Genomic DNA, 24,066 nt, shown 5'->3' on the forward strand with positions numbered 1-24,066 from the left:
GCGGGAGAGAGGAAACATGGGAACACTTACGCGCAACTGGATAACGGCGGCAATGCTGGGCCTGCTGGTCGCTTGTGGCGGCGGTGGCGGCGGCGATCGGGCGTCAGGCGTCGAACCCGGACCACCTCCCGGTGGTGGCAATCCCCCCATACCCCCGCCTGTGGTACCCGAACCCGGTGAAGCACCCTACGCCGAACAGGAAGTGCTACTGGCCACGATTACCGAGGTAAGCCTCAATGGCAGTAACCAGCCCGTGGTGCAGTTTCAGCTGACCAATGAACAGGGCGCGGCCATTGTTGACCTTGAAGCGGGCAACGTGCGTTTCGTGGTATCCAAGCTGCAGGGCAGCCCTCTCGGCAATCTCACCGGCAGTTGGCAGTCTTATGTCAATCGCATCGAGACCGCCGGCAGCGTCGGCCCGGGCACGGAAGACAAGCTGCAGGCCACTTACGAACGTGAGGAAGCCAATTTCGTCAACAACGGCGACGGCACCTACCAGTACACCTTTGCCACCGACATCAGCAACCTGCCCGCTGACATTCTCGCGCAGGCTGAAACCGAGGGCCTGGACCTGAGCTACGAGGCTGATCGCACCCACCGTGTAGCCATGCAATTCGACGGCAATCCCAACACCACCGCCAACCCGGTTTATGACTGGGTGCCGGCGACAGGCGCCACCGATGGCATCTTCAAAATGGACATCGCCGCCACCGCCAATTGCAACAACTGCCACGACCCGCTGGCGATCCATGGGGGCAACCGTCAGGAGATGCAGTACTGCGTCACCTGCCATAACGCAGGCTCCACCGACGCCAACAGTGGCAACAGCGTGGACATGAAAGTAATGATCCACAAACTGCACATGGGCGCCAACCTGCCCAGCGTGCAGGCCGGCGGTGAGTACGCCATCTGGGGCTTCCGCGACAGCAAACACGACTATTCGATGCTGCATTACCCCCAGGATATCCGTAACTGCGTTAACTGCCACGCCGGCACCGGCACGGGCGCCGGCCGCGATGACCTGGTGCTGACCGCCCAGGGTGATAACTGGGCGGAGGTTGCATCCGGCGCTGCCTGCGGCAGCTGTCACGACGGCGAGGGCGCCCAGCGCCACATCAGCGGCCAGGAAGAGGCCAACTGCAGCAGCTGCCACTCCCAGGGCGGCCCGGCGGGCAGTATTGCCCAGAGTCACGTCAACCTCGTGACCGAGGCGGCAAAGTCCTTCGCTGCCGAGATCACCGACGTGCGCAATACCATGCCCGGCGAAAACCCCCAGGTGACTTTCCGCATCAGCAACCCGCTTACCGATGAGGACTACGACATCAAGAACGATCCGGTGTTCGAGCCGTTTGGTGTACGCGTTGGCATCGCCTGGAACACCACCGACTACACCAACACCGGCAATGGCGGCGACAACGCCAGTAACGCCCAGTCTGACGCCATACTGGCCTCCACCGACAACGGCGACGGCACTTACACCGTGACCATGCCAGTGGCCATACCCGATGGCAGCCTGGCACCCGGCATTGCCGCCAGTGGCAGTGGTGCCGCGACCATCGAGGGTCACCCGGTGGCCGATGTGGACGGAGACGGTGAGGCAGACAACATCCCGCTTACCAATGTGCACGCCTTCTTCTCTATCGATGAAGCCGATGGCAACCCTGTGGCGCGCCGCCAGTCTGTAGAACTGGCCAGTTGCAACAGCTGCCACAGTTCGCTGGTATTCCATGGCAGCAACCGCACCGACGATATAGATGGCTGTGTCACCTGTCACAACCCGCGCAATACCGACAAGCGCGTGCGGGAAATCGCCATGGACCCGCCCACAGATGGCAAGGATGAAGAGTCCATCGACTTCAAGACCATGGTGCACGCCATCCATGCCGCCGGCATGCGTGAAAATGCGCTGGAAGTCGTTGGTTTCCGCGGCTTCAGCACCCATCGCTACACCGAGGAGCAGGTGCACTACCCTGGGGACCTGACCAACTGTACGGCCTGCCACACCGACTCCGGTTACACACTGCCGCTCGCTGACGGGGTACTGGGCACCACCATCGACACCGGGGATGACCGTGCTGATCCCGGCGACGACACCGTGGTCACGCCGGTCTCGGCAGTATGCTCGAGCTGCCACGACGACCAGGTTGCACTGTCACACATGAGCTCCAATGGCGGCAACTTCGCCACAACGCAGGCTGCAATCGACGCCGGCGAAGTGGTTGAAGAGTGCTCGGTTTGTCACGGCGAGGGCCGTAGCGCAGATGTATCGGCGGTGCACAACCCGCGATAGCCCGGGGATCCAGCCGCAGCGCCCTGGCTTGCCGGGGCCGCTGCGACCCCCTGCCACGCGCCGGCATGCTCTCTCATCGCCAGCCCGAAGGGCCGGGTGAGGCTGTCAGCGCCAGCAGCGGCAACGCGGCTCACGAGACCTCACCAGCCAGCCAATCCGGGTACCCGTCGGCAGCGTATCAACTTGCAACGAGACCGAGACACAGGGCGCCCTTATCGGTGCAGCGAGCAGCGTTTATTGTGCCTGGCTGGAAACAGCTCCGGAGGACCTATTGGCACGCTCTCCACGCCGCCTCCTCCAGGACATGGAATACGTAGTTTTCAGCACCCAGCTCTTGGCCGCCCTCTCATCCACACGTATATTAGCGCTCCATGAAATACATCAATACAGACCGTAATGAGCCAGGCGGCCCGGACCGTGTCGGTGTCCTGATTACCAATCTGGGCACGCCGGACGCACCGGAAAAAAAATCACTGCGCCGCTACCTCAAGCAGTTCCTCTCTGACCCACGCGTGGTGGAGATCCCGCGTTTGCTATGGTGGTTTATCCTCAACCTGGTAATCCTGAATATTCGCCCTTCCCGATCAGCCGCTGCCTACAAAACAGTGTGGACGGAGCGTGGTTCACCGTTGATGTTTCACACCAGGGACCAGGCGGAACATCTGCGGCAGGCCCTGGGTGAACGCTTTGGTGACCAGGTGATCGTGGATTTCGCAATGCGCTATGGCTCGCCATCTTTCGCAGACGTCATTGACCGAATGATGGCCGAGGGGGTCACGCGCCTGCTGGTTCTGCCGCTGTATCCCCAGTACAGTTGCGCCACCACCGGCTCTACCTTCGACGCGGTAGCGGAAGAATTTACTCGACGCCGCAGTGTCCCGTCATTGCGTTTCGTTTCCCGCTACTACGACCATGCCGATTACATTGGCGCCATGGCGCTGAGTATCAGGGCGTTCCAGCGCGAACACGGCACAGCGGACAAACTGGTGTTCTCCTATCACGGCACACCACAGCGCTATTGCGATCAGGGCGACCCCTACTACTGCGAATGCATCCATACCTCGCAACTGATTGCTGAGCTGCTGGACCTGCCCGAGGACAGCTACATGACGACGTTCCAGTCACGCTTCGGGCGCGAGGCGTGGCTGCAACCCTACACCGACGAAACACTGAAAAGCCTGCCGGGCAAGGGCGTGAAATCTGTACAGATAGTATGCCCGGGCTTCAGTGCCGATTGCCTGGAAACTATCGAGGAAATTGGTGAGGAAAATCGGGAATACTTTATGGAGGCGGGCGGCGAGAGCTACCAGTACATTCCCTGCCTTAACAGTGAACCGGAGCATATCGCCGTACTGGCGCAGATAGCGGAAGAGGAACTCCAGGGCTGGGTATTGAAGCGCCTGGAGTGAACGCGGTCTACTCTGATATCAGGGTGGCGATAATCGCGCGCAGCTGCTCTTCAGTGAAGTCCGCATTGTCGGCGTGGCGCTTGATGGAAAGGTCGGACGCAGAAGCCAGAATTTCATCCGCGGTCATGCCCTCCCAGTCCTCCGCTGGCTCGTGACAATCCAGGCACAGCTCCTCGTCACCGGCGGACGCCGCCAGGGGCAGGGCCATCATTGCGGCGATTGCCATAATCTTGTGAACGTTTTTCATACTACTTCCTCAAATAATGATCCGCGGGTAACTATAGTACAGCAACTGGAGGGGTGACCAGTGCAGAAGCATGAATACCAAACCCGGAGACGAACGCATTATGGATAAAGCCCTGAAGACCCTTTTCCTGGCCGCAATGCTGCTGTTTTCAGCCGGCAGCCTGGCGCAATCACCGATATTCATCGACGTGCGCAGTACAGAAGAGTTCCAGGAAGGGCATGTTGCCGGTGCGGAATTGATCCCCCACGAAGAGATCGCGGCCGGCATCGCCCGCCTGCAACCGGCATTGGACACGCCGCTGTATCTTTACTGCCGCAGCGGCCGCCGCGCCGGTCTCGCCGCGGAGGTATTGCGTGAGCTTGGTTACTCCCGGGTGATCAACCTCGAAACACTGGAGAATGCGCAAAACATGCAGGAGCAGATGCTGCTCTGCGCTAAATCCAGCGACGCACCCGGCTGCAGTAGGCAGGAAACTCCTGCGGAAACAGCTCCCGCAGCATTTCCTCCTCGGGAAGGATGAAGCGATGGTGGATAATCACCACAAAGGCTAGTGGCACCAGAAACGCAGTGCCGGCGCCCACGATCACCGCACACGCAAGCAGGATGAGCGCCATCCCCAGGTACATGGGATTGCGGGTGTAGCGGTATACCCCGGTGGTCACTAACGCACTCACGTTCTTGAAGGGGACCATATCCGTATCTGCCTGCTTGAACAAACCGCCCGCCAGCACCAGCAACAACAGCCCCAGCAAGAGAATACCACTGCCAGCCAATTGCCCCTCCAGCGAGGTAAAGCGGAACCCAGGGAAATACTCATTGCAGACGAACTGGGCGATGATACCCAGGGCCAGCCACATCGGCGGATAAATCACGCGCTTAACCCCGGCCATAGCCTGTCTCCTTTACCCGCTGTGCATGCCGGCTGGCTCTACCAGCCCGATTCCATAAGCCACGACAATACCCAGCAGGAATGCCAGGGTCAATTTGCCCCTGTCGTGACTGTGAAAATGCACTTCCGGCAGCAGGTCACTGAGGGCAATACAGATGAAAGCCCCGGCCGAAAACGCGAGCGCCCCTGCAACGATACTCTCCCGGGTCACCGCAAACGCATCCACACCGAAGTAGAACAGCAGCGCGCCGAGGGGACACATCAGGGCAAACACCAGATTGGTCGTTGCCCGCGCGGTGCGGTTCCAACCGCCAGCCTCCATAATCGAGGTGATCGACAGTGCATCGAGGGGTTTGTGCAGCAGTATGGCAAGGAATACGCCGAATCCGGCCATGCTCACACCGCTGTGTCCGTGGGACTCACCCAGCATTACCGCACCCAGTGCCACCCCATCTATCAGGGTATGCAATGCCAGGCCAAAAGCAATACCCAGCCAGCTGAGCCGATGCACCCCCGCATCGTGCAAGTGCGCGTGGCTGTGATCGTGGTGGGCGTCTTCGTCACTGCTGAAATCGTGCTGGTGAAAATGAAACATACGCAACAGCAGAAACATTGTGATCAGGCCGGCCATCAACCACCAGACGGCTGCGTCGATCCCCGACTGCCCACCTCGCATTACCATGCTGTGCGGCAGCAGATGGTAGAAGGCGACACCCAGCATCAGCCCCGACACCAGGCTCATCACCATCTGCGTGCGCGTGTGGGTCATCTTGACCCAGTTGGGCAACAGGCCGCCCACCAGCGAAAAGCAGGCGATAGCGATGCAGTACACGAAGAGCGTTAACGTGGGTGACGCCGACATAGAGGTGGATGGCCAAGGAGAAACAACCGGCAATTATTTCACACCAGGGGGCCCCGCGCATAGCGACATCGACTGACTGAGCGCATTCGTCAGTGCAGCTTGACGGGAGCCGTCATTGACGCCCGGGCACATCGACATTAGTTTGATGGGAAGATCACCACCCCGGAGCAGGCACATGTCATTGTATGAACCCATCGAATCAACCGATTCACGCCGGCACCTGCAATTGCGCAGCCCGGTCACCCTCGAGCCCACGGGCGAACTGATCTGCGCCAATGAGGAGGATGTCGCCAGCGCCATTCAGCGCGCACGCGCGGCACAGCCGGCATGGGCAGCCACCAGCATGGGTGAGCGCTCCGCCATTGTGGAGCGGGCCCTGAAAATCGTGCTGCAGAAGCAGGATGAAATCATCGACACCGTGGTGCGCGAGACCGGCAAGGCCCGCACCGATGCCATGAGCATGGAAGTGTTTTCAGTGGCGGACCAGCTCTGCTACTACGCCAAGAACGCCGAAAAATTCCTGCAACCGCGCAAGCGCAAGGTCCATGGCCTGCTGGGCCTGATGAAACAGTTGCGCATTGTGTACAAGCCACTGGGGGTGATTGGCCTCATTACGCCCTGGAACGGCCCCTTTGTCCTGGTGATGAACCAGGCCTGCCAGGCTATCCTCGCGGGCAACACGGTGGTTGCCAAGGGTTCGGAAGTGACACCCTGGTCCGCCAGGCTGGCAGAAACCATCTTCACCGAGGCGGGCCTGCCTGAGGGCGTGCTGCAGGTCCTGCTGGGAGACGGCGAAACGGGCGCCGCGATTGTTCGCGGCGGCGTCGACAAGGTTTCTTTCACCGGCAGTGTTGCCACGGGAAGAAAGGTCGCCGTGGCCTGTGCCGAGCAGCTGATTCCCTGCACCCTGGAACTGGGCGGCAACGACGCCATGATCGTTTGCGCCGACGCGGACCTGGATCGCGCTGCGGATGGCGCCTGGGTGGGCTCTTGCATGAACACCGGCCACTACTGTTGCGGCACAGAGCGCATCTACGTGGTTGAGCAGGTCTACGACGAGTTCCTCAAACTGGTGCTGGAGAAAGGCAAGGCATTACGCCAGGGCAGCCAGCACGGCTGGGACGAAGACGTGGGCGCCGTGTTCTGGGACCGGCAGATGAGCATCATCGAGGCACACGTGGAGGACGCCCGCGCCAAGGGCGCCAATATCCTCATGGGTGGGCGCCGCAACCCGAATCTCGAAGGCCTCTACTACGAGCCCACGGTGATCACCGAGGTAGACAACACCATGGATATCATGGTGCTGGAGACCTTTGGTCCGGTCCTCTGCATCCAGAAAGTGGCATCGGAAGAAGAAGCCCTGCGCCTGGCGAACGATTCCGAGTTCGGTCTCAACGGCAACGTCTGGACGCAGGACAAGGACAAGGGCTACCGCTTGGCCGCCGCGATCGATACAGGTTCATGTTCCGTCAATGACATGGCGGTGAGCTACGGCATACCGGCGGCTCCCTTCGGTGGCAAGAAAAATTCCGGCGTCGGGCAGGTGAATGGCAAAAAGGGGCTGCGCGGCTACTGTCATGAAATGCCCATCGTGATTGACCGTTTTGGCGGCAAGATGCAGAACGGCTACCCCTACAGCGCCAAGAGCGCCGAGGGTATGCGTAAGCTGATGGACTTCCTGTGGGTGAAAACACCGCTGGGGCGGTGGCTGAGCTAAGCTTGTTAAGGCGGGTCGCCATCGACTGCCCGACGGATCCGGGGCCCTATTCCGAAACCATGCCAATTGGCCGCGGGTAAGCGCGGCAAAAGCGTTCTTTTGACTGTGAAAGCGAACGTTAAGGCAGGCTATACCAGCACCAGGTTGTCCCGGTGTATGAGTTCTTCATCGCCGCCGTAACCCAGGACCGCTTCGATGTCGGCCGAGGCCGAGCCCATGATACGACGGGTCTCATCGGCATTGTAATTGACCAGGCCGCGAGCCACCTCCCTGCCGTCGGCATCGCGGCAGGAGATCATGTCACCCCTGGCAAAATTGCCGTGCACACCGCGCACGCCCACCGGCAACAGGCTGCGACCTGACTCGCGCAATACGCGCACCGCGCCGGCGTCCAGATCCACGCTGCCCTGTATCTGGATCATGCTGGCCAGCCACTGCTTCCGCGCATTCTGTGGCTGCTTACCGGTGCGCAACCAGGTACCAACGACGGCTCCCAGGGCCACTTTACCCACTACATCTGCAACCCGGCCGCTGGCAATAATCGTTTCGGTACCGGATCGCGCCGCCAGGCGCGCGGCACGCAGTTTAGTGACCATGCCGCCACGTCCAAGGGCTCCGCCCTCACCCGCCATGGCATCCAGCTCGGGTGCGTGTACGTCCGCGCTCTGTACCAGCTCAGCTGCCGGGTTCTGCCGCGGATCTTCCCGATACAGCCCCTGCTGATCGGTCAGCAATAACAGGGCATCGGCATCGATCAGGTTCGCTACCAGCGCGCCCAGGGTATCGTTGTCGCCGAAACGGATCTCATCGGTAACCACGGTGTCGTTTTCATTGACCACCGGCACCACCCCGAGCCGCAGCAGCGTATTCAGCGTGCCGCGGGCGTTGAGGTAGCGATCGCGAGCAATAACGTCGTCGTGGCCCAACAGCACCTGCGCGGAAATGATCCCGTGCTGTTTAAAGGCATTCTCGTAGCTTTGCACCAGCACCGACTGCCCCACAGCCGCGGCAGCCTGCAGGTCGTGCAATACATGCGGGCGCGTGGCCATGCCCAGGCGCACAATGCCTGCGGCGACCGCACCACTGGATACCAGCACCACCTCACAACCGCGATCACGCAGCTGCGCCAATTGCTGCACCAGGCCGGCGATCATGCCGGCGTCCAGCCCGCGGCCGTCGTCGGTCAGCAGCGCGCTGCCCACTTTTACCACCCAGCGCCGGCTCGCGGCGATTTCCTTTCGCTCTGTCATATCAGGGCACGTACTCTACGTCCACGTCATAGTCATCTTCGTCCCAGTCGTCATCGTCAGCCGGCTGTTCGCGGCTGCGATGGCGCTGCGCACGCAACTCGGCGATGCGCTCACGGGCTTCTTCCTGCATACGCTGCTGCGTGGACAGCTCCGCGGCAGCCAGTTCAGGGTCGGCCGCCTCGCGCTCGCGCAACTCTTCGAGGTAGGACATGAGGTCACCGCACAGCGCATCCGTGCCCTCACTCCTGATGGCCGATATCTCGTACACCGGGCCTTCCCAGCCCAGCGCCTCAATCACGGCCTGTCCGCGCACAGCCAGTGTCTCGGCATCCACCATATCGATCTTGTTTAACACCAACCAGCGCTCACGCTGCGCGAGGGTCGGGCTGAAGCGCGCCAATTCGTTGGCGATCGCCAGGGCGGCGTCGGCAGGCTCTACGCCATCGTACGGCGCCATATCAACAATGTGCAGTAGTATGCGATTGCGGGTGAGATGCTTGAGAAAGCGCACGCCAAGGCCGGCTCCCTCGGAGGCACCCTCGATCAAACCGGGAATATCTGCCACCACGAAACTGCGATGCGCCTCCACCTTGACCACACCCAGGTTGGGCACAAGGGTGGTAAAGGGATAGTCGGCCACTTTTGGCCTGGCCGCCGACACCGCGCGAATGAACGTGGATTTGCCGGCATTGGGCAGGCCCAGCAGGCCCACGTCGGCGAGCACTTTGAGTTCCAGCTTAAGCGAGCGGACCTCGCCTTCACTGCCCGGGGTAGTCTGCCGCGGCGCACGATTGGTACTGGATTTGAACCGGGTATTGCCCAACCCGTGAAAGCCGCCCTGGGCCACCTTCAACTGCTGCCCACTGGCCTGGATATCGCCGAGAATTTCGCCGGTGTCCTCATCGATAATGGTGGTACCAACCGGGACTCTGAGGATCAGGTCTTCACCGCTCTTGCCGGTGCAATTGCGCCCTTTTCCTGACTCACCGCTCTCGGCGCGATAGCTGCGCACAAAGCGATAGTCGACCATGGTATTGAGGTTGTCATCACCCTCCAGCAGCACGCTGCCGCCATCGCCGCCGTCGCCGCCGTCGGGACCGCCCTTGGCGACATACTTTTCCCGCCGGAAACTCAGGCAGCCGTTGCCGCCCTTACCGGCGTATACGGTGATGCTTGCTTCATCTACAAATTTCATCTTCTCATGCCCCCGGGGGCTTTGCCTCTGGATTTTCTGTGCTGGGTAAACGTATAGCCCTTAATGGCAAGCGACGGGCCAATCTGCTGCATTGGCCCTCAACCTATTTTACTTCCAGATGGATAAAAAAAAGCCCCGTCAATTGACGAGGCTTTCGGGTTCTTGTCGTGTCCGTACGATCAGGCGCTCACCACCTGAACGAACTTGCGGCTCTTCGGTCCGCGGGTCACAAATTCTACCTTGCCATCCGCCAGTGCGAATAGCGTGTGGTCTTTGCCCATGCCTACATTTTCGCCGGCATGGAACCTGGTGCCGCGCTGACGCACCAGAATATTGCCTGCAAGGACTTCCTGGCCGCCGAAACGTTTCACGCCCAGGCGCTTGCTTTCCGAATCGCGACCGTTACGGGTACTACCACCAGCTTTCTTATGAGCCATACTCTAAACCCTCCTTTTACGCCGAGATACCGGTAATCTTGACCTCAGTGAACCACTGGCGGTGGCCAGTCTCTTTCCTGTGGTGCTTACGGCGGTTGAACTTAACAATTTTGACCTTCTTGTGGCGACCGTGGGCGACCACTTCAGCCGTCACCTTGGAGCCATCCACGACCGGCTTGCCGATCTTGACTTCCTCGCCTGCGCCAACCAGGAGCACCCTGTCGAACTCTACGGTCTCGCCGGTAGCGGCTTCAATTTTTTCCAGCTTGAGGGTCTCACCCTCAACTACGCGGTGCTGCTTACCGCCCGCTTCTATTACTGCGTACATCTCTCACTCCGTTCAATTAGCCTGCTCGCATTTGGGAAAACCCTTGTAAATCAAGGGGGCAGAGCCAGGCACAAACAGTTCAGTTGTTGATTCTTACCGTCGGCTACGGCTGTAGCAGCGGCCAGAGGGCGGCGATTTTACTCAAATAGCCTGCCCGCAGCAAGCCTTTATTTTTCCGAAAAACAATAACTTGCGCGCGCTGCGAGAGTTTCGCTGCGCCCCGCCCGTATGCTTGACAGTATGCAGCGAGCGGCCATAGCATGCGCGAGCACTCACCGGTTAGTGTCAACAGGCCCTAGTTACCACTATGCAAGATATGCGTTCGCCAGTCGCCGTCGAATTCGACCGCGTCAACCAGCTTATTATTGAACAGCTCCATTCCGATGTGGATATGGTAGAGAATATCGGGCACTACATCGTTGATGCGGGAGGCAAGCGACTGCGCCCGCTGCTGGTGCTGCTGACCGCGGCTGCACTGGGAAAATGTGAGGCGCCGGCAATCAAGTTTGCCGCCGTTATCGAATTTATCCACACAGCCACCCTGCTGCACGATGACGTGGTAGACATTTCCAGCCTGCGGCGCGGCAGGCCCACCGCCAACGCTGAGTTCGGTAACGCGCCCTCGGTACTGGTGGGAGACTTTCTCTACACGCGCGCTTTCCAACTGATGGTGCAGCTGGCCGATATGGACATCCTGCGCCACATGGCGGATACCACCAACACCATCGCCGAGGGAGAGGTACTGCAACTGGTGCGGGCGGGAAATGCCGACACTACAGAGGAACAATACCTCGACGTGATTACCCGCAAGACCGCAATCCTGTTCGCTGCTGGCTGCTATGGCGCGGCGACGCTTGGCGGGCAGGAAGATACCGTGCGTCAGGCGATGCGCCGTTTCGGGCTGAATCTCGGCATCGCCTTCCAGATGATTGATGACGTGCTCGATTACGAGGGCGACCCGGAAACCATGGGCAAGAATGTCGGTGACGATCTCACCGAGGGCAAGCCGACCCTGCCGCTTATCCATGCTTTGCAACACGGTACTGACGCAGAAAAAGCGCTGGTCACCCATGCTATCACCGAGAAATCCGCCGAGAACATAGCACAGGTGCTGGCGGCTGTGCAGCGTACTGGCGCCCTTGAGTACACGCGTGATCGTGCCAGGCACTACCATGATCTGGCGCTTGAAGAATTGATGCGCCTGCCGCAGACCCCTGCCAGGGATGCACTGCAACAGGTCACTGCACTCTCCATACATCGCGACCACTGAGCTCCCGGTCGCCCGGGTTTGCGCAGGTTCGGCGGCGTCCCTATACTCAGCAGGGCCAGCGAGGCACCTCGAACCAGGGGCGCAATACAATACAACTACAGCGCCGCTACCTAAATGTCTCACCGCAGTGAACAACAAGGAATCCGGCGATGCACTCCGCCCAGTTACTTTCCCAACTCCCGTCTTATGCCGGCTTACAGCTCAGCGCCAGGGCCCTCGCGGATCAATCGATAGCCGAAATGCTGGCCAGCGATCAGCAACGCGCCACCCGTTTCACGCTGGAGGCAGCGGGCCTGCACCTTGATTACAGCAAACAGCTGCTCGACGATGAGGCGATGCAGTCACTGCTGCAGCTGGCGCGGGAGGCGCAACTGCCGGCAGCCATTGCTGCACTGCTGGCGGGAGAAGAGGTCAACAATACCGAGCAACGACCGGCATTGCATACACTGTTGCGCGCCCGGTCCGCCCCCCACCAGGCACAGCGCCTCGAGGAGGTGGAGCATGCACGCAGGGCCATGCAGGCCTGGGCCGAGCGCATTAACGGCGGCCAGCAGCAGGGTTTTTCCGGGGCCGTCATTACCGACGTGGTGAACATTGGCATCGGCGGCTCAGACCTTGGACCGCGCCTGGTCACCGAGGCCCTGTGCCCGTTTCACACCGACGTGGCGGTGCATTATGCAGCCAATGTTGATCCCGCGGACCTGCAGGGAACCCTGCTGAATCTGGCCCCCGAGAGCACCCTGTTCATCATCTGCTCCAAATCCTTCCGCACGGAGGAAACCCTGGCCAACAGCCTGATGGCGCGGGAATGGCTGCGTCGTGCCGGTGCCAGCGATAACGATCTCGACAAACACTTCCTGGCCATTACCAGCAACCTTGAGGCCGCCGCGGAATTCGGCATTTCCCCGGACAACTGCCTGCCCATGTGGGACTGGGTGGGCGGGCGCTATTCGGTGTGGTCGGCAATAGGGCTGTCCTGTGCCATCGCCGTTGGCTGGCCACAGTTTGAGGCCTTCCTGGATGGTGCTGCCATGATGGATCAGCATTTCGCCGAAGCGCCCCTGGAGGCAAACATGCCGGTGCTGCTAAGCCTGCTGGAGGTCTGGTACGTGAACTTTTTTGCCGCCGGGAATCACGTGGTGCTGCCCTACGACAACAGCCTGCAGAAATTACCGGACTTCCTGCAGCAACTGACCATGGAGAGCAACGGCAAGCGCGTCAGCAAAGCAGGTACCGGGCTGGACTACGCTACCGGTCCAGTGCTCTGGGGTTCGGCAGGCACCATGGGGCAGCACTCTTTTCACCAACTGCTGCACCAGGGAAGCGAATTATGCCCCGCCGACTTCATTATTCCTCTGACCACCCATACCGGCATGACGCAGCAGCACAGCCGACTGGTCGCCAACGGCCTGGCGCAAAGCCGGACGCTTATGGTGGGTCGCAGTGAAGCCCAGGCACGGGAATCATTGACCGCACGGGGAGTGGATGCGACACGAGCCCAGGAACTGGCACCGCACCTGGCCATGCCCGGGAACAGGCCCAACTCGGTGATCACCATGCCCGCCCTGACGCCACAAACGCTGGGCGCACTATTGGCGCTCTACGAGCACCGCACCTACTGCAGCGGGGTGCTCTGGGGCATCAATTCCTTTGATCAGTGGGGTGTCGAGCTGGGCAAGGAAATCGGTACACAGATTCTGGGCGTGATGTCGGGCGAGTCCACTACTGCTGACATGGACCCGGCCACCGAACAACTCATTGCCCGCTGGCGAGCGGCGCAGTAGACGGTTACTGCTCAATCAGCGCCAGCAAGTCTGCGGTGCGCGCTTCCATTAACGCCTTGTCGCCACGCGACTCCACGTTAAGGCGCACGACTGGCTCAGTGTTGGACATGCGCAGGTTGAAGCGCCAGTCGCCGCAGTCAACGCTGACCCCATCCGTGTGGTCGACCTCACCCTGGTCGCCATAGGCGGCCTCGGCCCTGGCCAGGACTGCGGCCGCATCTTCCACGCTGCGGTTGATCTCACCGGAACAGGGAAACGCCGCCATACGCTCCGCCACCAGGGTCGATAAAGGCCTGCCTGTGGAACACACAAGTCCGGCCACCAGCAGCCAGGGGATCATGCCGCTGTCACAGTAGGCAAAATCCCGGAAATAATGATGCGCACTCATCTCGCCGCCGTAGGCGGCATTCTCTATACGCATGCGCTCCTTGATAAAGGCATGTCCACACTTGGTCAGCACAGGCTCACCACCCGCCTGTGTTACCTGCTCTATCGTGTTCCAGGTCAGGCGCGGGTCATGCACGATTTTGGCGCCGGGCTCACGCTGCAGGAACGCTTCACCGAGCAGGCCAACGAGGTAATAGCCCTCGATAAACTCACCGTTCTCGTCAAAGAAGAAACAGCGGTCGAAATCGCCATCCCAGGCGATACCCATATCCGCACCCTGTTCACGCACGGCGGCGATCGTGGCGGCCCGGTTTTCCGGCAACAGCGGATTGGGCACACCATTGGGAAAGTTCCCGTCGGGGTGGTGGTGCAGTTTAATAAATTCAAAAGGCAGGTGTGGCTCGAGCAGGTCCACCACGCGCCCGGCTCCGCCATTGCCCGCATCGACCACTATTTTCAGCGGCTTGAGTTGCGTGGGGTCGACGTAAGACAGCAGGTGCTCGACGTAGGCCACATCGGTATCCAGCGCACGCAGCGTGCCGCGTTTCGCTGCGGCGACGAACTCGTCGCGCTCGGCCATGGCCTGGATTTCTTTCAAACCGCTGTCAGCGGAAATCGGCCGGGACTCTTCGCGAACGAACTTGATGCCGTTGTAGTCCTTGGGGTTGTGGCTGGCGGTGATGGCAATGCCACCGCCCATCTGTGCATGTGAGGTCGCGAAATAGATTTCCTCCGTACCACTCAAGCCAATATCGTAGACATCGACGCCCTGCTCCATCAGGCCTTCGCTTACGGCAGCCTTGATTGATTCACTGGACAGGCGGATGTCATGACCGACCACCACCTTGTCTGGCTTTATCACCTCTGCGTACGCCCTGCCTATGCGCCGGGCGATATCCTCATTGAGCTGATCGGGCACGCGACCGCGCACATCATAGGCCTTGAAGCATGTAATCTCAGGCACCCTGTCAGCCCTCATTTTTCATGTAATAGTGTTCGTAGACGTGGTTGGTCGCCTCCACAAAACCGGGTACCGAACCACAATCGAAGCGCCGTCCCTGGAACTTGTAGGCCATTACACAACCCCTGCGGGCCTGGGTTTGCAGGGCGTCGGTAAGCTGGATCTCGCCATTGGCCCCCGGCTCCGTTTCTTCGAGTATGTCGAAGATGTCAGGGGTGAGGATATAGCGGCCAATAATGGCCAGGTTGGATGGAGCGTCCTTCTGGTCGGGTTTCTCCACCATGTCGTCTACCCGGTAAATACCGTCCTTCAGGCTCTCTCCTGAAATGACCCCATACTTATGCACTTCCTCCATCGGGACTTCCTGAATAGCCACGATGGAGCAGCGGAACTGGTTGTACAGTTCCGCCATCTGCGCGAGCACCCCGGCGCCTTCACTGTTGAGGCAAAGGTCGTCTGAGAGCAGCACGCCGAAGGGCTCGTTTCCAACCAGTGACCGACCGGTGAGGATGGCGTGCCCGAGTCCCTTCATCTCGCGCTGGCGCACCATGGTGAAAATGCCCTTGTCAAGCACATTGCGGATACTCTCCAGGTAGGCTTCCTTGCCGGTACCGGATATCTGGTGCTCGAGCTCGTAGCTGATGTCAAAGTGGTCGGCAATGGAGCGCTTGCCGCGCCCCGTGACAAAGGCACAGGTGGTCATGCCCGCCTCGATAGCCTCTTCTACGCCATATTGCACCAGCGGCTTATTCACCACCGGCAGCATTTCCTTGGGCATGCTTTTCGTGGCAGGCAGAAAACGCGTGCCATACCCCGCTACCGGGAACAGACATGTTTTGATCATCAAGCAGACTCCTCGTTGCAGGCGCGCTAACTGTCGCGCCCATATTGATCGTCGAAACGGACGATATCGTCCTCGCCAAGGTATGTGCCGGACTGCACTTCAATGACTTCCAGGTGAATTTTTCCCGGGTTGGCCAGGCGATGCCGTGTGCCCAGCGGGATATAGGTGGACTCGTCCTCACCGAGCATGAAGGTTCTGTCATCACAGGTCACCTCCGCGGTACCCTGCACCACTATCCAGTGTTCGGCGCGGTGGTGGTGCATCTGCAGCGACAGTCTCTGCCCTGGATTGACAACAATGCGCTTGACCTGGAAACGGTCGGACGAGACCAGGGATTCATAGGACCCCCAGGGGCGATATACGCGCCGATGCAGGGATGCTTCGGGCCGCTGCTGTTCTTTCAGGGCATTGACGATGCGTTTCACGTCCTGCACCTTGTCCTTGCTCGCCACCAGCACGGCATCCGCGGTTTCCACGACGACCACATCGGCGACTCCGGTCGCCGCCACCAGGCGTGAATCACTGAAGAAGTAACTGTCCTGGCAGTTATCGAGAATAACATCGCCACGGCAGGCATTACCGCCGTCGTCGCGCTCGGCCACGTCCCACAGTGCGGACCAGGCGCCAACATCGCTCCAGCCGCAATCCAGCGACACCACCGCCCCGAGGCGGGTTTTCTCCATCACCGCATAGTCAATACTGTCGGCCGGACAAGCGATAAACGCCTCGGCATCCGGGCGCACGAAATCCATGTCCTGGCGGGCGCTGGCCATGGCCAGTTCACAGGCTGCGAGCATCTCCGGCGCGTGACGTGACAGTTCCTCGAGATATGCCGCGGCGCTGAACAGGAACATGCCGCTATTCCAAAGGTAATTACCGCTTTCCAGATAGGCGGACGCGGTAGCAGAGTCAGGTTTCTCCACGAAGCGTTCTAGATCATACAGGTCTTCACCCATCCCGGAGCCGCATTTGATATAGCCGTAGCCCGTCTCAGGATGAGTGGGCACGACACCAAATGTCATCAACCGCCCCTCCTTCGCCAGCGCTACGGCCTTGCTGACAGCCGCGACAAATGCGGCCGTGTCCTGGATGACGTGATCCGCCGGTAACACCAGCAGCAGGGCCTCCGGGTCACTGGCGATCGCCTGCAAGGCCGCGAGCGCCACCGCCGGCGCCGTGTTGCGCCCGGCCGGCTCAAGAATCAGTGCGCCGGCATTGATTCCGACCTGGCGCAGTTGCTCGGCCACCATAAAGCGATGCTCTTCATTGCAGACCACTACAGGCGCAGCCTCGTCGAGCCCGGCAGTGCGCTGCAGGGTCTCCTGCAGCATCGACAACTCACCCGCCAGCGGCTGGAACTGCTTGGGATGTGCCTCTCGAGATACCGGCCACAGGCGGCTGCCTACACCGCCGGATAATAAAACAGGTACTAACATCTGATTCCTAGGGTTTCTGGTGGGCTCACCTGTGGCAGCGCGCTGGTCTCGCACATGCAGTTGCCGCTGGTCCATTCATATTAGCGAACGGGCCCATGGTTGGCCAGTGACGCCCATCACAAACCGTTGATTCAACTGGACTTGTAGGCCGCAGGCATTAGAATGGTCTCGCTCAGAGCAGCCTCTCCATCGCAGCCGACATTACGGAAAATATATGACAGGAAAAAGCGCCTACTCGAAGGAAGAGCTGATTGCATGCGGCCACGGGGAATTGTTCGGCGAAGGCAACGCCAGACTCCCCGTGGACAACATGCTGATGCTGGACCGTATCTCGCGGATCAGCTCCGAGGGCGGTGAATTTGGCAAAGGCGAGATCATCGCTGAGCTGGATATACATCCGGACCTGTGGTTTTTCGCGTGCCACTTCCCATCGGACCCGGTTATGCCTGGCTGCCTCGGTCTCGATGCCATGTGGCAATTGCTCGGCTTTTTCCTTGGCTGGCGGGGTAACCCCGGGAAAGGGCGCGCACTGGGTTCAGGCGAGGTAAAATTTACCGGACAGATACTGCCCACGGCAAAAAAAGTTGTCTATAACATCAATATCAAGCGGGTCATCGAGCGCAAACTGGTCATGGGCATAGCCGACGGCAGCGTCTCGGTAGACGGTCGTGAAATCTACACAGCCAAGGACCTCAGGGTCGGGCTGTTCACGTCAACGGAGTCATTCTGAAGTCATGAGCAGACGAGTTGTCATCACCGGACTGGGTATTGTCTCCTGCCTCGGCAACGACGCGGAGAGCGTTACGCGCTCGCTTCGCGATGGCCGGTCCGGGATAGCCACGCGCCAGGAACAAATCGACATGGGCATGCGGTCGCACATCGCCGGCGCTCCCGATATCGATATCCGCGAACACATCGACCGCAAGCAACTCCGATTCATGGGTGATGCCGCCGCCTACGCGTATATTTCCATGCAACAGGCAATTGCTGATTCAGGGCTGGATGACACGGCGGTATCCAACGTGCGCACAGGGATTATTGCCGGCTCTGGCGGCGCCTCGTCGGCCAGCCAGACTGAGGCCGCAGACATTCTGCGCGAGCGCGGTATCCGGCGCGTTGGACCCTACCGGGTAACACAGACCATGGGCAGCACGGTATCTGCCTGCCTGGCCACGCCCTTCAAGATAAAAGGCGTCAACTACTCGATCTCTTCAGCCTGTTCCACCAGTGCGCACTGCATCGGCAACGCCATGGAACAGATACAGCTGGGCAAACAGGATATTGTTTTTGCCGGTGGCGGTGAGGAACTCCACTGGACCCTGTCCAGCCTTTTCGACGCAATGGGTGCCCTTTCGACCAAGTACAACGACTCCCCGGAGCGCGCATCCCGCGCGTACGACGCCGACCGCGATGGCTTTGTCATCGCCGGCGGCGGCGGTATGCTGGTGCTGGAAGAACTGGAGCACGCGCACGCACGCGGTGCCAGGATATACGCCGAGCTGGTCGGCTATGGCGCCACCTCAGATGGCTATGACATGGTCGCTCCCTCGGGTGAGGGCGCGGTGCGTTGCATGCAGCAGGCACTGGCAACTGTGGACGGCCCGGTTGACTATATCAATGCACATGGCACATCCACACCGGCAGGTGACATACAGGAACTCAAGGCGGTAAGAGAGGCCTATGCTGATCGCGATGCGATTCCCGTGATCGGTTCGACCAAGTCACTCTCCGGGCACTCACTGGGCGCAGCAGGCGTACAGGAAGCCATCTATTCACTGCTCATGCAGCAGCAAGGGTTCATCGCGGCCTCGGCAAATATCGACAACCTGGACCCGGAGGCAGAAGGGCTGCCCATAGCCATAGAGCGCCGGGACGACGTGGACCTGCAACGTGTCATGTCCAACAGCTTCGGCTTTGGCGGCACCAATGCGTCGCTGGTATTCCAGAAATATACCGATTGAGTAGCACGGCGGCGGTCGGCTGAAAACGAGGTTTTCATCCCGCCCCGCTTTGCAGGTGACAGCCTGGTTTTACTGTTGCACTTACGCGGTCAACAGGTCGAGCAAGAGCACTTCCAGTTCATCACCCTCCTGCACTACCTTGCCTGCGGGCACCACTGCCAATGCCTGGCTGTCACTGACCGAGCGTAAAACCCCCGAGCTCTGGTTGGCGAAACGCCGGGCCCACAAGCCATCGTCACGTCGCTGCAGCGACACCCTGACATAGTCTTGACGCAGGCCGGCGCGACGCGTACTGAAGTCAGCGCGTGCGGTCAGGGCGGGCAGATCAGTATCCGTGCAACCCTGTAAACGCTTCAGGAAAGGTCTCGCAACCAGGGCGAAAGTAACGAAAACCGATGCGGGATTCCCGGGCAAGCCAATAAAAGGCGTACCGGCAACATGGCCGAAGGCCAGGGGTTTACCCGGCTTGATGGCAAGCTTCCAGAGTTCGAGCTTGCCGAGGCGCTCAACCTGCCGCTTGACATGATCTTCATCACCAACGGAAACACCGCCCGTGGTGAGCACGCAGTCGCCCTCCTCGGCTGCCTGTTCCAGTGCCGCAGCCGTTGCTTTCGCGCTATCGGCAACGATCCCGCAATCGATCATTTCCATACCCAGCGCGGCAATAAAACCGGCGAGCGTAAAGCGGTTGGAATTATAGATCTGGCCCGCTGTCAACGGCCCTTGCCCCGGTTCCACCAGTTCGTCCCCTGTGGACAACACCGCGACCCGGAGTGGCCGATAAACAGGCGCCGTCTCCATGCCAATAGACGCCAACAGACCCAGGTCCTGGGGACGCAGCTGACGGCCGGCCGACAGCACCACGTCGCCCGCGGCGATATCCTGCCCAAGCGGGCGAATATTCTGCCCTGCCTGCACTGGAGTGGTTACGCTGAGCAAGCCGTCGCGCAGCTCGCAATTCTCCTGCATGATCACCGTGTCGGCACCCGGGGGAATGCTCGCGCCAGTAAAGATTCTCGCTGCCGTGCCGCCCGTCAGTGCCTCGCCAACTGTGCCCGCGGGGATGCGCTGGGTCACCGGGAGCGGACCGGGCAAGTCGTTGTACCGAACGGCATAGCCATCCATTGCGCTGTTGTCAGCGGCTGGCACATCGACACGGGAAATGACGTCTTCCGCCAGCACCGAGCCGAGGGCCTGCAAGACGGGCACGTGGTCTGCGTCAGGGGTTGAGCGAACACTGCCAAGGATGTGTGCGAGAGCGTCTTCCAGTGAAGCCAGGCCGCTCAAGTATACTGCTCCCGAACATCGATAACGCCGACAAAGTTGCAGGGCCTGTGGGTGCTATCCAGCTGCTCCCGGATCAATCCGGACCAGGCTGTGCGACAGGCGCCGGTTGAACCTGGCATGCAAAAGATCACCGTGTTGTTGGCAAAACCCGCCAGCGCCCGTGACTGAATGGTTGACGAGCCAATTTCCTGGAAGGAAATTGTCCGAAACATCTCGCCAAAACCCTCAACTACCTTGTCAAACAGGGGGCTCACGGCTTCGGGTGTCGAGTCGCGGCCAGAAAAACCGGTGCCACCCGTCACCAGCACTGCTTGTACACCGGCATCGGCTATCCAGCGCGACACGACGGCCCTGATCGCGTAGATATCATCCATCACAATAACTTTTTCAGCCAGCCGGTGACCCGCTGCCTGCAGGGACTCCACCAGGTAATGTCCGGAACTGTCATCCTGTTCCGTGCGCGTATCCGAAACCGTGAGTACGGCTACTGACAGCGAACGGGACACATCATCTGTGGCCTTGGCCATCTCTTAAACCTCAGTCTTGTTGTTGGAAATACTGCTTCACCTGGTCAGCTATCGCACCGCGCCAGGGTTGCTGCTTGATCGCGAAGGTATTGCGAATCTTGCTGCACTCCAGGGAGCGATTGAGGCGAGCCGCACCGGGCTCCAGTGGCTGCAACGCCATGGGCGCGGCGCTGAACTCGGAAAACTGCGAGGCGGACGCAAGAATCGCCTCCGCAAACTCGTAATAGGTCGCAGTCTCCGAACTGCAATAGTGATAAATGCCCCAGAGCTCTGCCCCGGCACTTATCTGGTCCAGCAGCGCCGCGACCACTCGTGCCCCATCCACAGACGCTACCGGGCCACCGCGAAGATTGTTGTCCAGTACCAGGCGTTCACCGCGAATCATTTCACCCAGCATACGCGTGACCAGGTTGGCGCCATCACTGGCGAAAACCCGCCCCAGGCGCAGTATCAGGTGACGGTCACAATACTGCTGCACGACCGCTTCTGACGCTGCCAGCATCATCCCCGAGGGAGACGTGTTATCGGGAACATCATCCTCGTTGTACATGCGATCCAGTTCGCCGGAGAAGACGCGCGCACTGGAAACAAACAGATAACAGGCCCCGCCACGCTGCGCGGCCTTGGCCACCCACTGGCAGCGTTTGAGATCAAGCTCGTTCATCTCACGACCGCTGTCCGCTGCGGCTTCCATGCGCACGTCCACTACTGCATCGGCATCGGCCCGACGCACCGTCTTCTTCGCCTGTCGCTCACTTTTCCAACGTGATGCGGCACGGGTCAGACATACCAGTTCATGGCGTCCCAGATGTTCCATGTGTTCGGTCAGTGCACGCCCCAGAGGGCTGTCTGACCCGATAATCAGTACCCGCACGCAATATCACCCGACGTGATAGTCAAAAGGAGAAAGGTAGCATATTTGTTCTGCCGGGCGACCGCTCGACACCGAGTTTCTGGTTCCGGCGCGCCGGACCGGGCCAAGGCCTATCCGGCAGTGCGCCCGGTCATCGCGGCTAGAAGGGAATGTCGTCGTCAAAATCGTTGAAATCAGCAGCGGGGGCGCTGCTGGCGGGAGCCTTTTGCGCTGCCGCCGGCGCTGCCGCCGGCGCGGACTGGCTGAAGCCACTGTCACCGCCATAGCCGGCACCACCACCCTGCCCACTGCCGCGGCTGTCGAGCATTTGCATCTCGTTCACCACGATTTCGGTGGTGTACCGGTCCTGGCCGGACTGGTCCTGCCACTTGCGGGTTTGCAATGAGCCCTCCACGTACACTTTGGAGCCCTTCTTGAGGTATTCACCCGCGATCTGGCCCAAACGGTAATTACCCCGGTCCTTGAACACCACCCGGTGCCACTCGGTGCGTTCTCTCTGCTCTCCGCTCTGCTTGTCACGCCAGGTTTCCGACGTCGCGATACTGGCATTCGTTATTGCGCCACCATCGGGAAAGAAACGGGTTTCCGGGTCATTGCCAAGGTTGCCAATCAGGATGACCTTGTTGACGCCACGCGTAGCCATAAAACTTCCTCATTCTGGGTTCAAAGGCACAATCTTTTGGACTGCCGACTATAGCAATCCCGCCATGCAATTGCGACAACGCCACCGCGCTAAAATCCATCAAACAAAGCCCACTCCGGCAGTCCAACGCGTCGCTGACAAAAACCGCCCGGGCGTTGCCTGAGCAAGCCCCTTATTCAGCGGCAGCGCCGGCCCTGGCAGATACCGCATCCCCCGGCAGGAATATCAGCAGCCATACCAGCGCCAGCGCCATGCAACAGGCAACCATCGCCGGGGCGCCGGCAATTTTCACCACCCAACCGCCGATGGCACCGCCAGCGAACGCACCCAGGAACTGGCAGCTCGCATACACCCCCAGGGCTGTGCCTTTGCCACCGGGAAACACCATCTTCGAAACCAGCGACGGCAAGGTAGCCTCGAGGTAATTGAAACCCACAAAGAAAAGCAATAGCCCCAGGTACACCACGACCGGCACCTCAACAGCGACCAGCAACAGCATGGCCACAATAAGTAGAGCGATCGCCAGCAGAAACATCTCCCGGAGACGCCCTTTACGTTCCGCCATGATCATCATGGGCACCATACCGGCGATCGACAACAACAGCGCCGGCAGATAGGCCAGCCAGTGACGGTCGCGCTCAAGGCCGGCCACCTCGAGCAGCAGGCCGGGCACCAGCAGGAACAGGGCCATCAGGATAAAATGAAGGCTGAAAACCGCAAAGTTCAGGCGCAGTAGCGCCGGCTCCTGCAGTGTGCGCTTGAACAGCCCCTGTCGCGCGCCGACGTCTGCATGCACCTGCCCGGAAGGTGGGGTTGGCACGAGTGCGGCGACGATAACTATGCCCACGATTGCCAACAGGGCGGTGAACCAGAATACCGCCGCCAGCCCACCCGCCGCGGCAACCACGGGGCCAAGAACCAATGCCACCGCAAAGGACAGGCCAATACTCATTCCCACCATGGCCATCGCTTTGGTGCGCTGCGTTTCCCGGGTCAGATCCGCCACCAGCGCCATAATGGTGCTGGCGATAGCGCCCATGCCCTGCAGCGCCCTGCCGGCTAAAACCCCATAAATGCTCTCGGCGGTAGCGGCCAGCACACTACCCAGTATGAACACCAGCAAGCCGCCGATAATCACCGGTTTACGACCCACGCGATCTGACAGCCAGCCCAGGGGGATTTGCAATACGGCCTGGCCGAGGCCGTAAATACCCAGGGTAAGGCCAATGGTCATCGGGTCGGCGCCAGGCAAATCGACGGCATACAGCGCCAGTAGCGGCAGCACCATGAACAGGCCGAGCATGCGGAAACTGTAAAGCAGTGCAAGGGAGCTGACAGTGCGCCGCTCCAGAGGCGTCATGGGGTGTTCAGTTATCACGGGGTTCTGATCCTGGAATTCGGGCGCAATGATAGCAGTTTCACCGCATTTGAGATACGCAGCCTGTCCGCGGGGAACGGCTTTTGACGT

At 60.2% G+C, this 24,066-nt stretch carries 23 protein-coding genes; 8 read left to right on the top strand and 15 right to left on the bottom strand.

The annotated features are described in order from the left end of the window. The first annotated feature begins 16 nt into the window (after positions 1-16). A complete protein-coding gene (locus F0M18_RS18390) occupies positions 17-2,290 on the top strand; it encodes an OmcA/MtrC family decaheme c-type cytochrome (RefSeq protein WP_149612927.1) in 2,274 nt (757 codons plus the stop codon). Between the two features lie 371 nt (positions 2,291-2,661). After that, positions 2,662-3,699 (top strand): ferrochelatase, encoded by a 1,038-nt coding sequence (gene hemH, locus F0M18_RS18395; RefSeq protein ID WP_149612928.1) that lies wholly within the window; start codon positions 2,662-2,664, stop codon positions 3,697-3,699. 7 nt (positions 3,700-3,706) lie between these two features. Here hemH and F0M18_RS18400 read toward each other — a convergent pair whose 3' ends face one another. Then, positions 3,707-3,946 (bottom strand): hypothetical protein, encoded by a 240-nt coding sequence (locus tag F0M18_RS18400; RefSeq protein WP_149612929.1) that lies wholly within the window; start codon positions 3,944-3,946, stop codon positions 3,707-3,709. 70 nt (positions 3,947-4,016) lie between these two features. Here F0M18_RS18400 and F0M18_RS18405 point away from each other — a divergent pair, with 70 nt between their 5' ends. Further along, positions 4,017-4,466, top strand: a complete 450-nt coding sequence (locus F0M18_RS18405) for a rhodanese-like domain-containing protein (protein ID WP_223178011.1) — start codon at positions 4,017-4,019, stop codon at positions 4,464-4,466. Here F0M18_RS18405 and F0M18_RS18410 read toward each other — a convergent pair. Beyond that, complete coding sequence (locus tag F0M18_RS18410) at positions 4,381-4,836, bottom strand: methyltransferase family protein (RefSeq protein WP_149612930.1); 456 nt, start codon at positions 4,834-4,836, stop codon at positions 4,381-4,383. The genes F0M18_RS18405 and F0M18_RS18410 overlap by 86 nt on opposite strands. Before the next feature lie 12 nt (positions 4,837-4,848). Beyond that, a complete protein-coding gene (locus F0M18_RS18415; RefSeq protein WP_149612931.1) occupies positions 4,849-5,697 on the bottom strand; it encodes a ZIP family metal transporter in 849 nt (282 codons plus the stop codon). Positions 5,698-5,872: 175 nt separating this feature from the next. Here F0M18_RS18415 and F0M18_RS18420 point away from each other — a divergent pair, with 175 nt between their 5' ends. Continuing rightward, positions 5,873-7,414 carry an aldehyde dehydrogenase family protein gene (locus tag F0M18_RS18420; RefSeq protein WP_149612932.1) on the top strand — a complete coding sequence of 514 codons (1,542 nt, stop codon included), beginning with the start codon at positions 5,873-5,875 and terminating at the stop codon, positions 7,412-7,414. Positions 7,415-7,542: 128 nt separating this feature from the next. Here F0M18_RS18420 and proB read toward each other — a convergent pair whose 3' ends face one another. From proB to rplU, 4 genes are all read right to left on the bottom strand, one after another. Further along, positions 7,543-8,664 (bottom strand): glutamate 5-kinase, encoded by a 1,122-nt coding sequence (gene proB, locus F0M18_RS18425; RefSeq protein ID WP_149612933.1) that lies wholly within the window; start codon positions 8,662-8,664, stop codon positions 7,543-7,545. 1 nt (position 8,665) lies between these two features. Then, entirely contained in the window at positions 8,666-9,859 is a 1,194-nt protein-coding gene (cgtA, locus tag F0M18_RS18430; RefSeq protein ID WP_149612934.1) for an Obg family GTPase CgtA, read from the bottom strand. Positions 9,860-10,038: 179 nt separating this feature from the next. Continuing rightward, positions 10,039-10,296, bottom strand: coding sequence for a 50S ribosomal protein L27 (gene rpmA, locus F0M18_RS18435; RefSeq protein WP_149612935.1), 258 nt, complete (start codon positions 10,294-10,296; stop codon positions 10,039-10,041). Between the two features lie 16 nt (positions 10,297-10,312). Then, positions 10,313-10,624 (bottom strand): 50S ribosomal protein L21, encoded by a 312-nt coding sequence (rplU, locus tag F0M18_RS18440; protein ID WP_149612936.1) that lies wholly within the window; start codon positions 10,622-10,624, stop codon positions 10,313-10,315. Positions 10,625-10,931: 307 nt separating this feature from the next. On the opposite strand from rplU, the gene F0M18_RS18445 reads away from it, so the two are divergent. Together F0M18_RS18445 and pgi are read left to right on the top strand one after the other, a co-directional pair. Then, entirely contained in the window at positions 10,932-11,894 is a 963-nt protein-coding gene (locus F0M18_RS18445; protein WP_149612937.1) for a polyprenyl synthetase family protein, read from the top strand. A 149-nt stretch (positions 11,895-12,043) separates the two neighbouring features. Next, the gene (gene pgi, locus F0M18_RS18450; RefSeq protein ID WP_149612938.1) at positions 12,044-13,678 is read left to right on the top strand and encodes a glucose-6-phosphate isomerase; all 1,635 of its coding nucleotides are present in this window, start codon (positions 12,044-12,046) and stop codon (positions 13,676-13,678) included. A gap of 4 nt (positions 13,679-13,682) precedes the next feature. Here pgi and F0M18_RS18455 read toward each other — a convergent pair whose 3' ends face one another. The 3 genes from F0M18_RS18455 to F0M18_RS18465 are packed head-to-tail and all read right to left on the bottom strand — an operon-like array spanning position 13,683 to position 17,306. Continuing rightward, positions 13,683-15,029, bottom strand: a complete 1,347-nt coding sequence (locus tag F0M18_RS18455) for a phosphohexomutase domain-containing protein (protein ID WP_149612939.1) — start codon at positions 15,027-15,029, stop codon at positions 13,683-13,685. 4 nt (positions 15,030-15,033) lie between these two features. Next, positions 15,034-15,870, bottom strand: coding sequence for a UTP--glucose-1-phosphate uridylyltransferase GalU (gene galU, locus F0M18_RS18460; protein WP_149612940.1), 837 nt, complete (start codon positions 15,868-15,870; stop codon positions 15,034-15,036). Positions 15,871-15,896: 26 nt separating this feature from the next. Next, positions 15,897-17,306 (bottom strand): mannose-1-phosphate guanylyltransferase/mannose-6-phosphate isomerase, encoded by a 1,410-nt coding sequence (locus tag F0M18_RS18465; protein ID WP_149612941.1) that lies wholly within the window; start codon positions 17,304-17,306, stop codon positions 15,897-15,899. Between the two features lie 214 nt (positions 17,307-17,520). Here F0M18_RS18465 and fabA point away from each other — a divergent pair, with 214 nt between their 5' ends. Beyond that, positions 17,521-18,036, top strand: a complete 516-nt coding sequence (gene fabA, locus F0M18_RS18470) for a 3-hydroxyacyl-[acyl-carrier-protein] dehydratase FabA (protein ID WP_149612942.1) — start codon at positions 17,521-17,523, stop codon at positions 18,034-18,036. A 4-nt stretch (positions 18,037-18,040) separates the two neighbouring features. Further along, on the top strand, positions 18,041-19,267 hold the full coding sequence (gene fabB / locus F0M18_RS18475) for a beta-ketoacyl-ACP synthase I (RefSeq protein ID WP_149612943.1): 1,227 nt from the start codon (positions 18,041-18,043) through the stop codon (positions 19,265-19,267). Positions 19,268-19,348: 81 nt separating this feature from the next. Here the strand turns inward: fabB and F0M18_RS18480 are convergent, their stop codons facing one another. The 5 genes from F0M18_RS18480 to F0M18_RS18500 form a co-directional block, all read right to left on the bottom strand. Beyond that, positions 19,349-20,554, bottom strand: coding sequence for a molybdopterin molybdotransferase MoeA (locus F0M18_RS18480; RefSeq protein ID WP_149612944.1), 1,206 nt, complete (start codon positions 20,552-20,554; stop codon positions 19,349-19,351). Then, the gene (gene moaB, locus F0M18_RS18485) at positions 20,551-21,081 is read right to left on the bottom strand and encodes a molybdenum cofactor biosynthesis protein B (RefSeq protein ID WP_149612945.1); all 531 of its coding nucleotides are present in this window, start codon (positions 21,079-21,081) and stop codon (positions 20,551-20,553) included. The genes F0M18_RS18480 and moaB overlap by 4 nt, the downstream gene beginning before the upstream one ends. A 10-nt stretch (positions 21,082-21,091) precedes the next feature. After that, the gene (locus tag F0M18_RS18490; protein WP_149612946.1) at positions 21,092-21,955 is read right to left on the bottom strand and encodes an SDR family oxidoreductase; all 864 of its coding nucleotides are present in this window, start codon (positions 21,953-21,955) and stop codon (positions 21,092-21,094) included. Between the two features lie 139 nt (positions 21,956-22,094). Beyond that, the gene (gene ssb / locus F0M18_RS18495; protein ID WP_149612947.1) at positions 22,095-22,598 is read right to left on the bottom strand and encodes a single-stranded DNA-binding protein; all 504 of its coding nucleotides are present in this window, start codon (positions 22,596-22,598) and stop codon (positions 22,095-22,097) included. A gap of 172 nt (positions 22,599-22,770) precedes the next feature. After that, positions 22,771-23,976, bottom strand: coding sequence for an MFS transporter (locus F0M18_RS18500; RefSeq protein ID WP_262500994.1), 1,206 nt, complete (start codon positions 23,974-23,976; stop codon positions 22,771-22,773). Positions 23,977-24,066 lie beyond the last annotated feature (90 nt).

This window comes from Pseudohalioglobus sediminis (assembly GCF_008370495.1).
Taxonomy (GTDB): domain Bacteria; phylum Pseudomonadota; class Gammaproteobacteria; order Pseudomonadales; family Halieaceae; genus Halioglobus.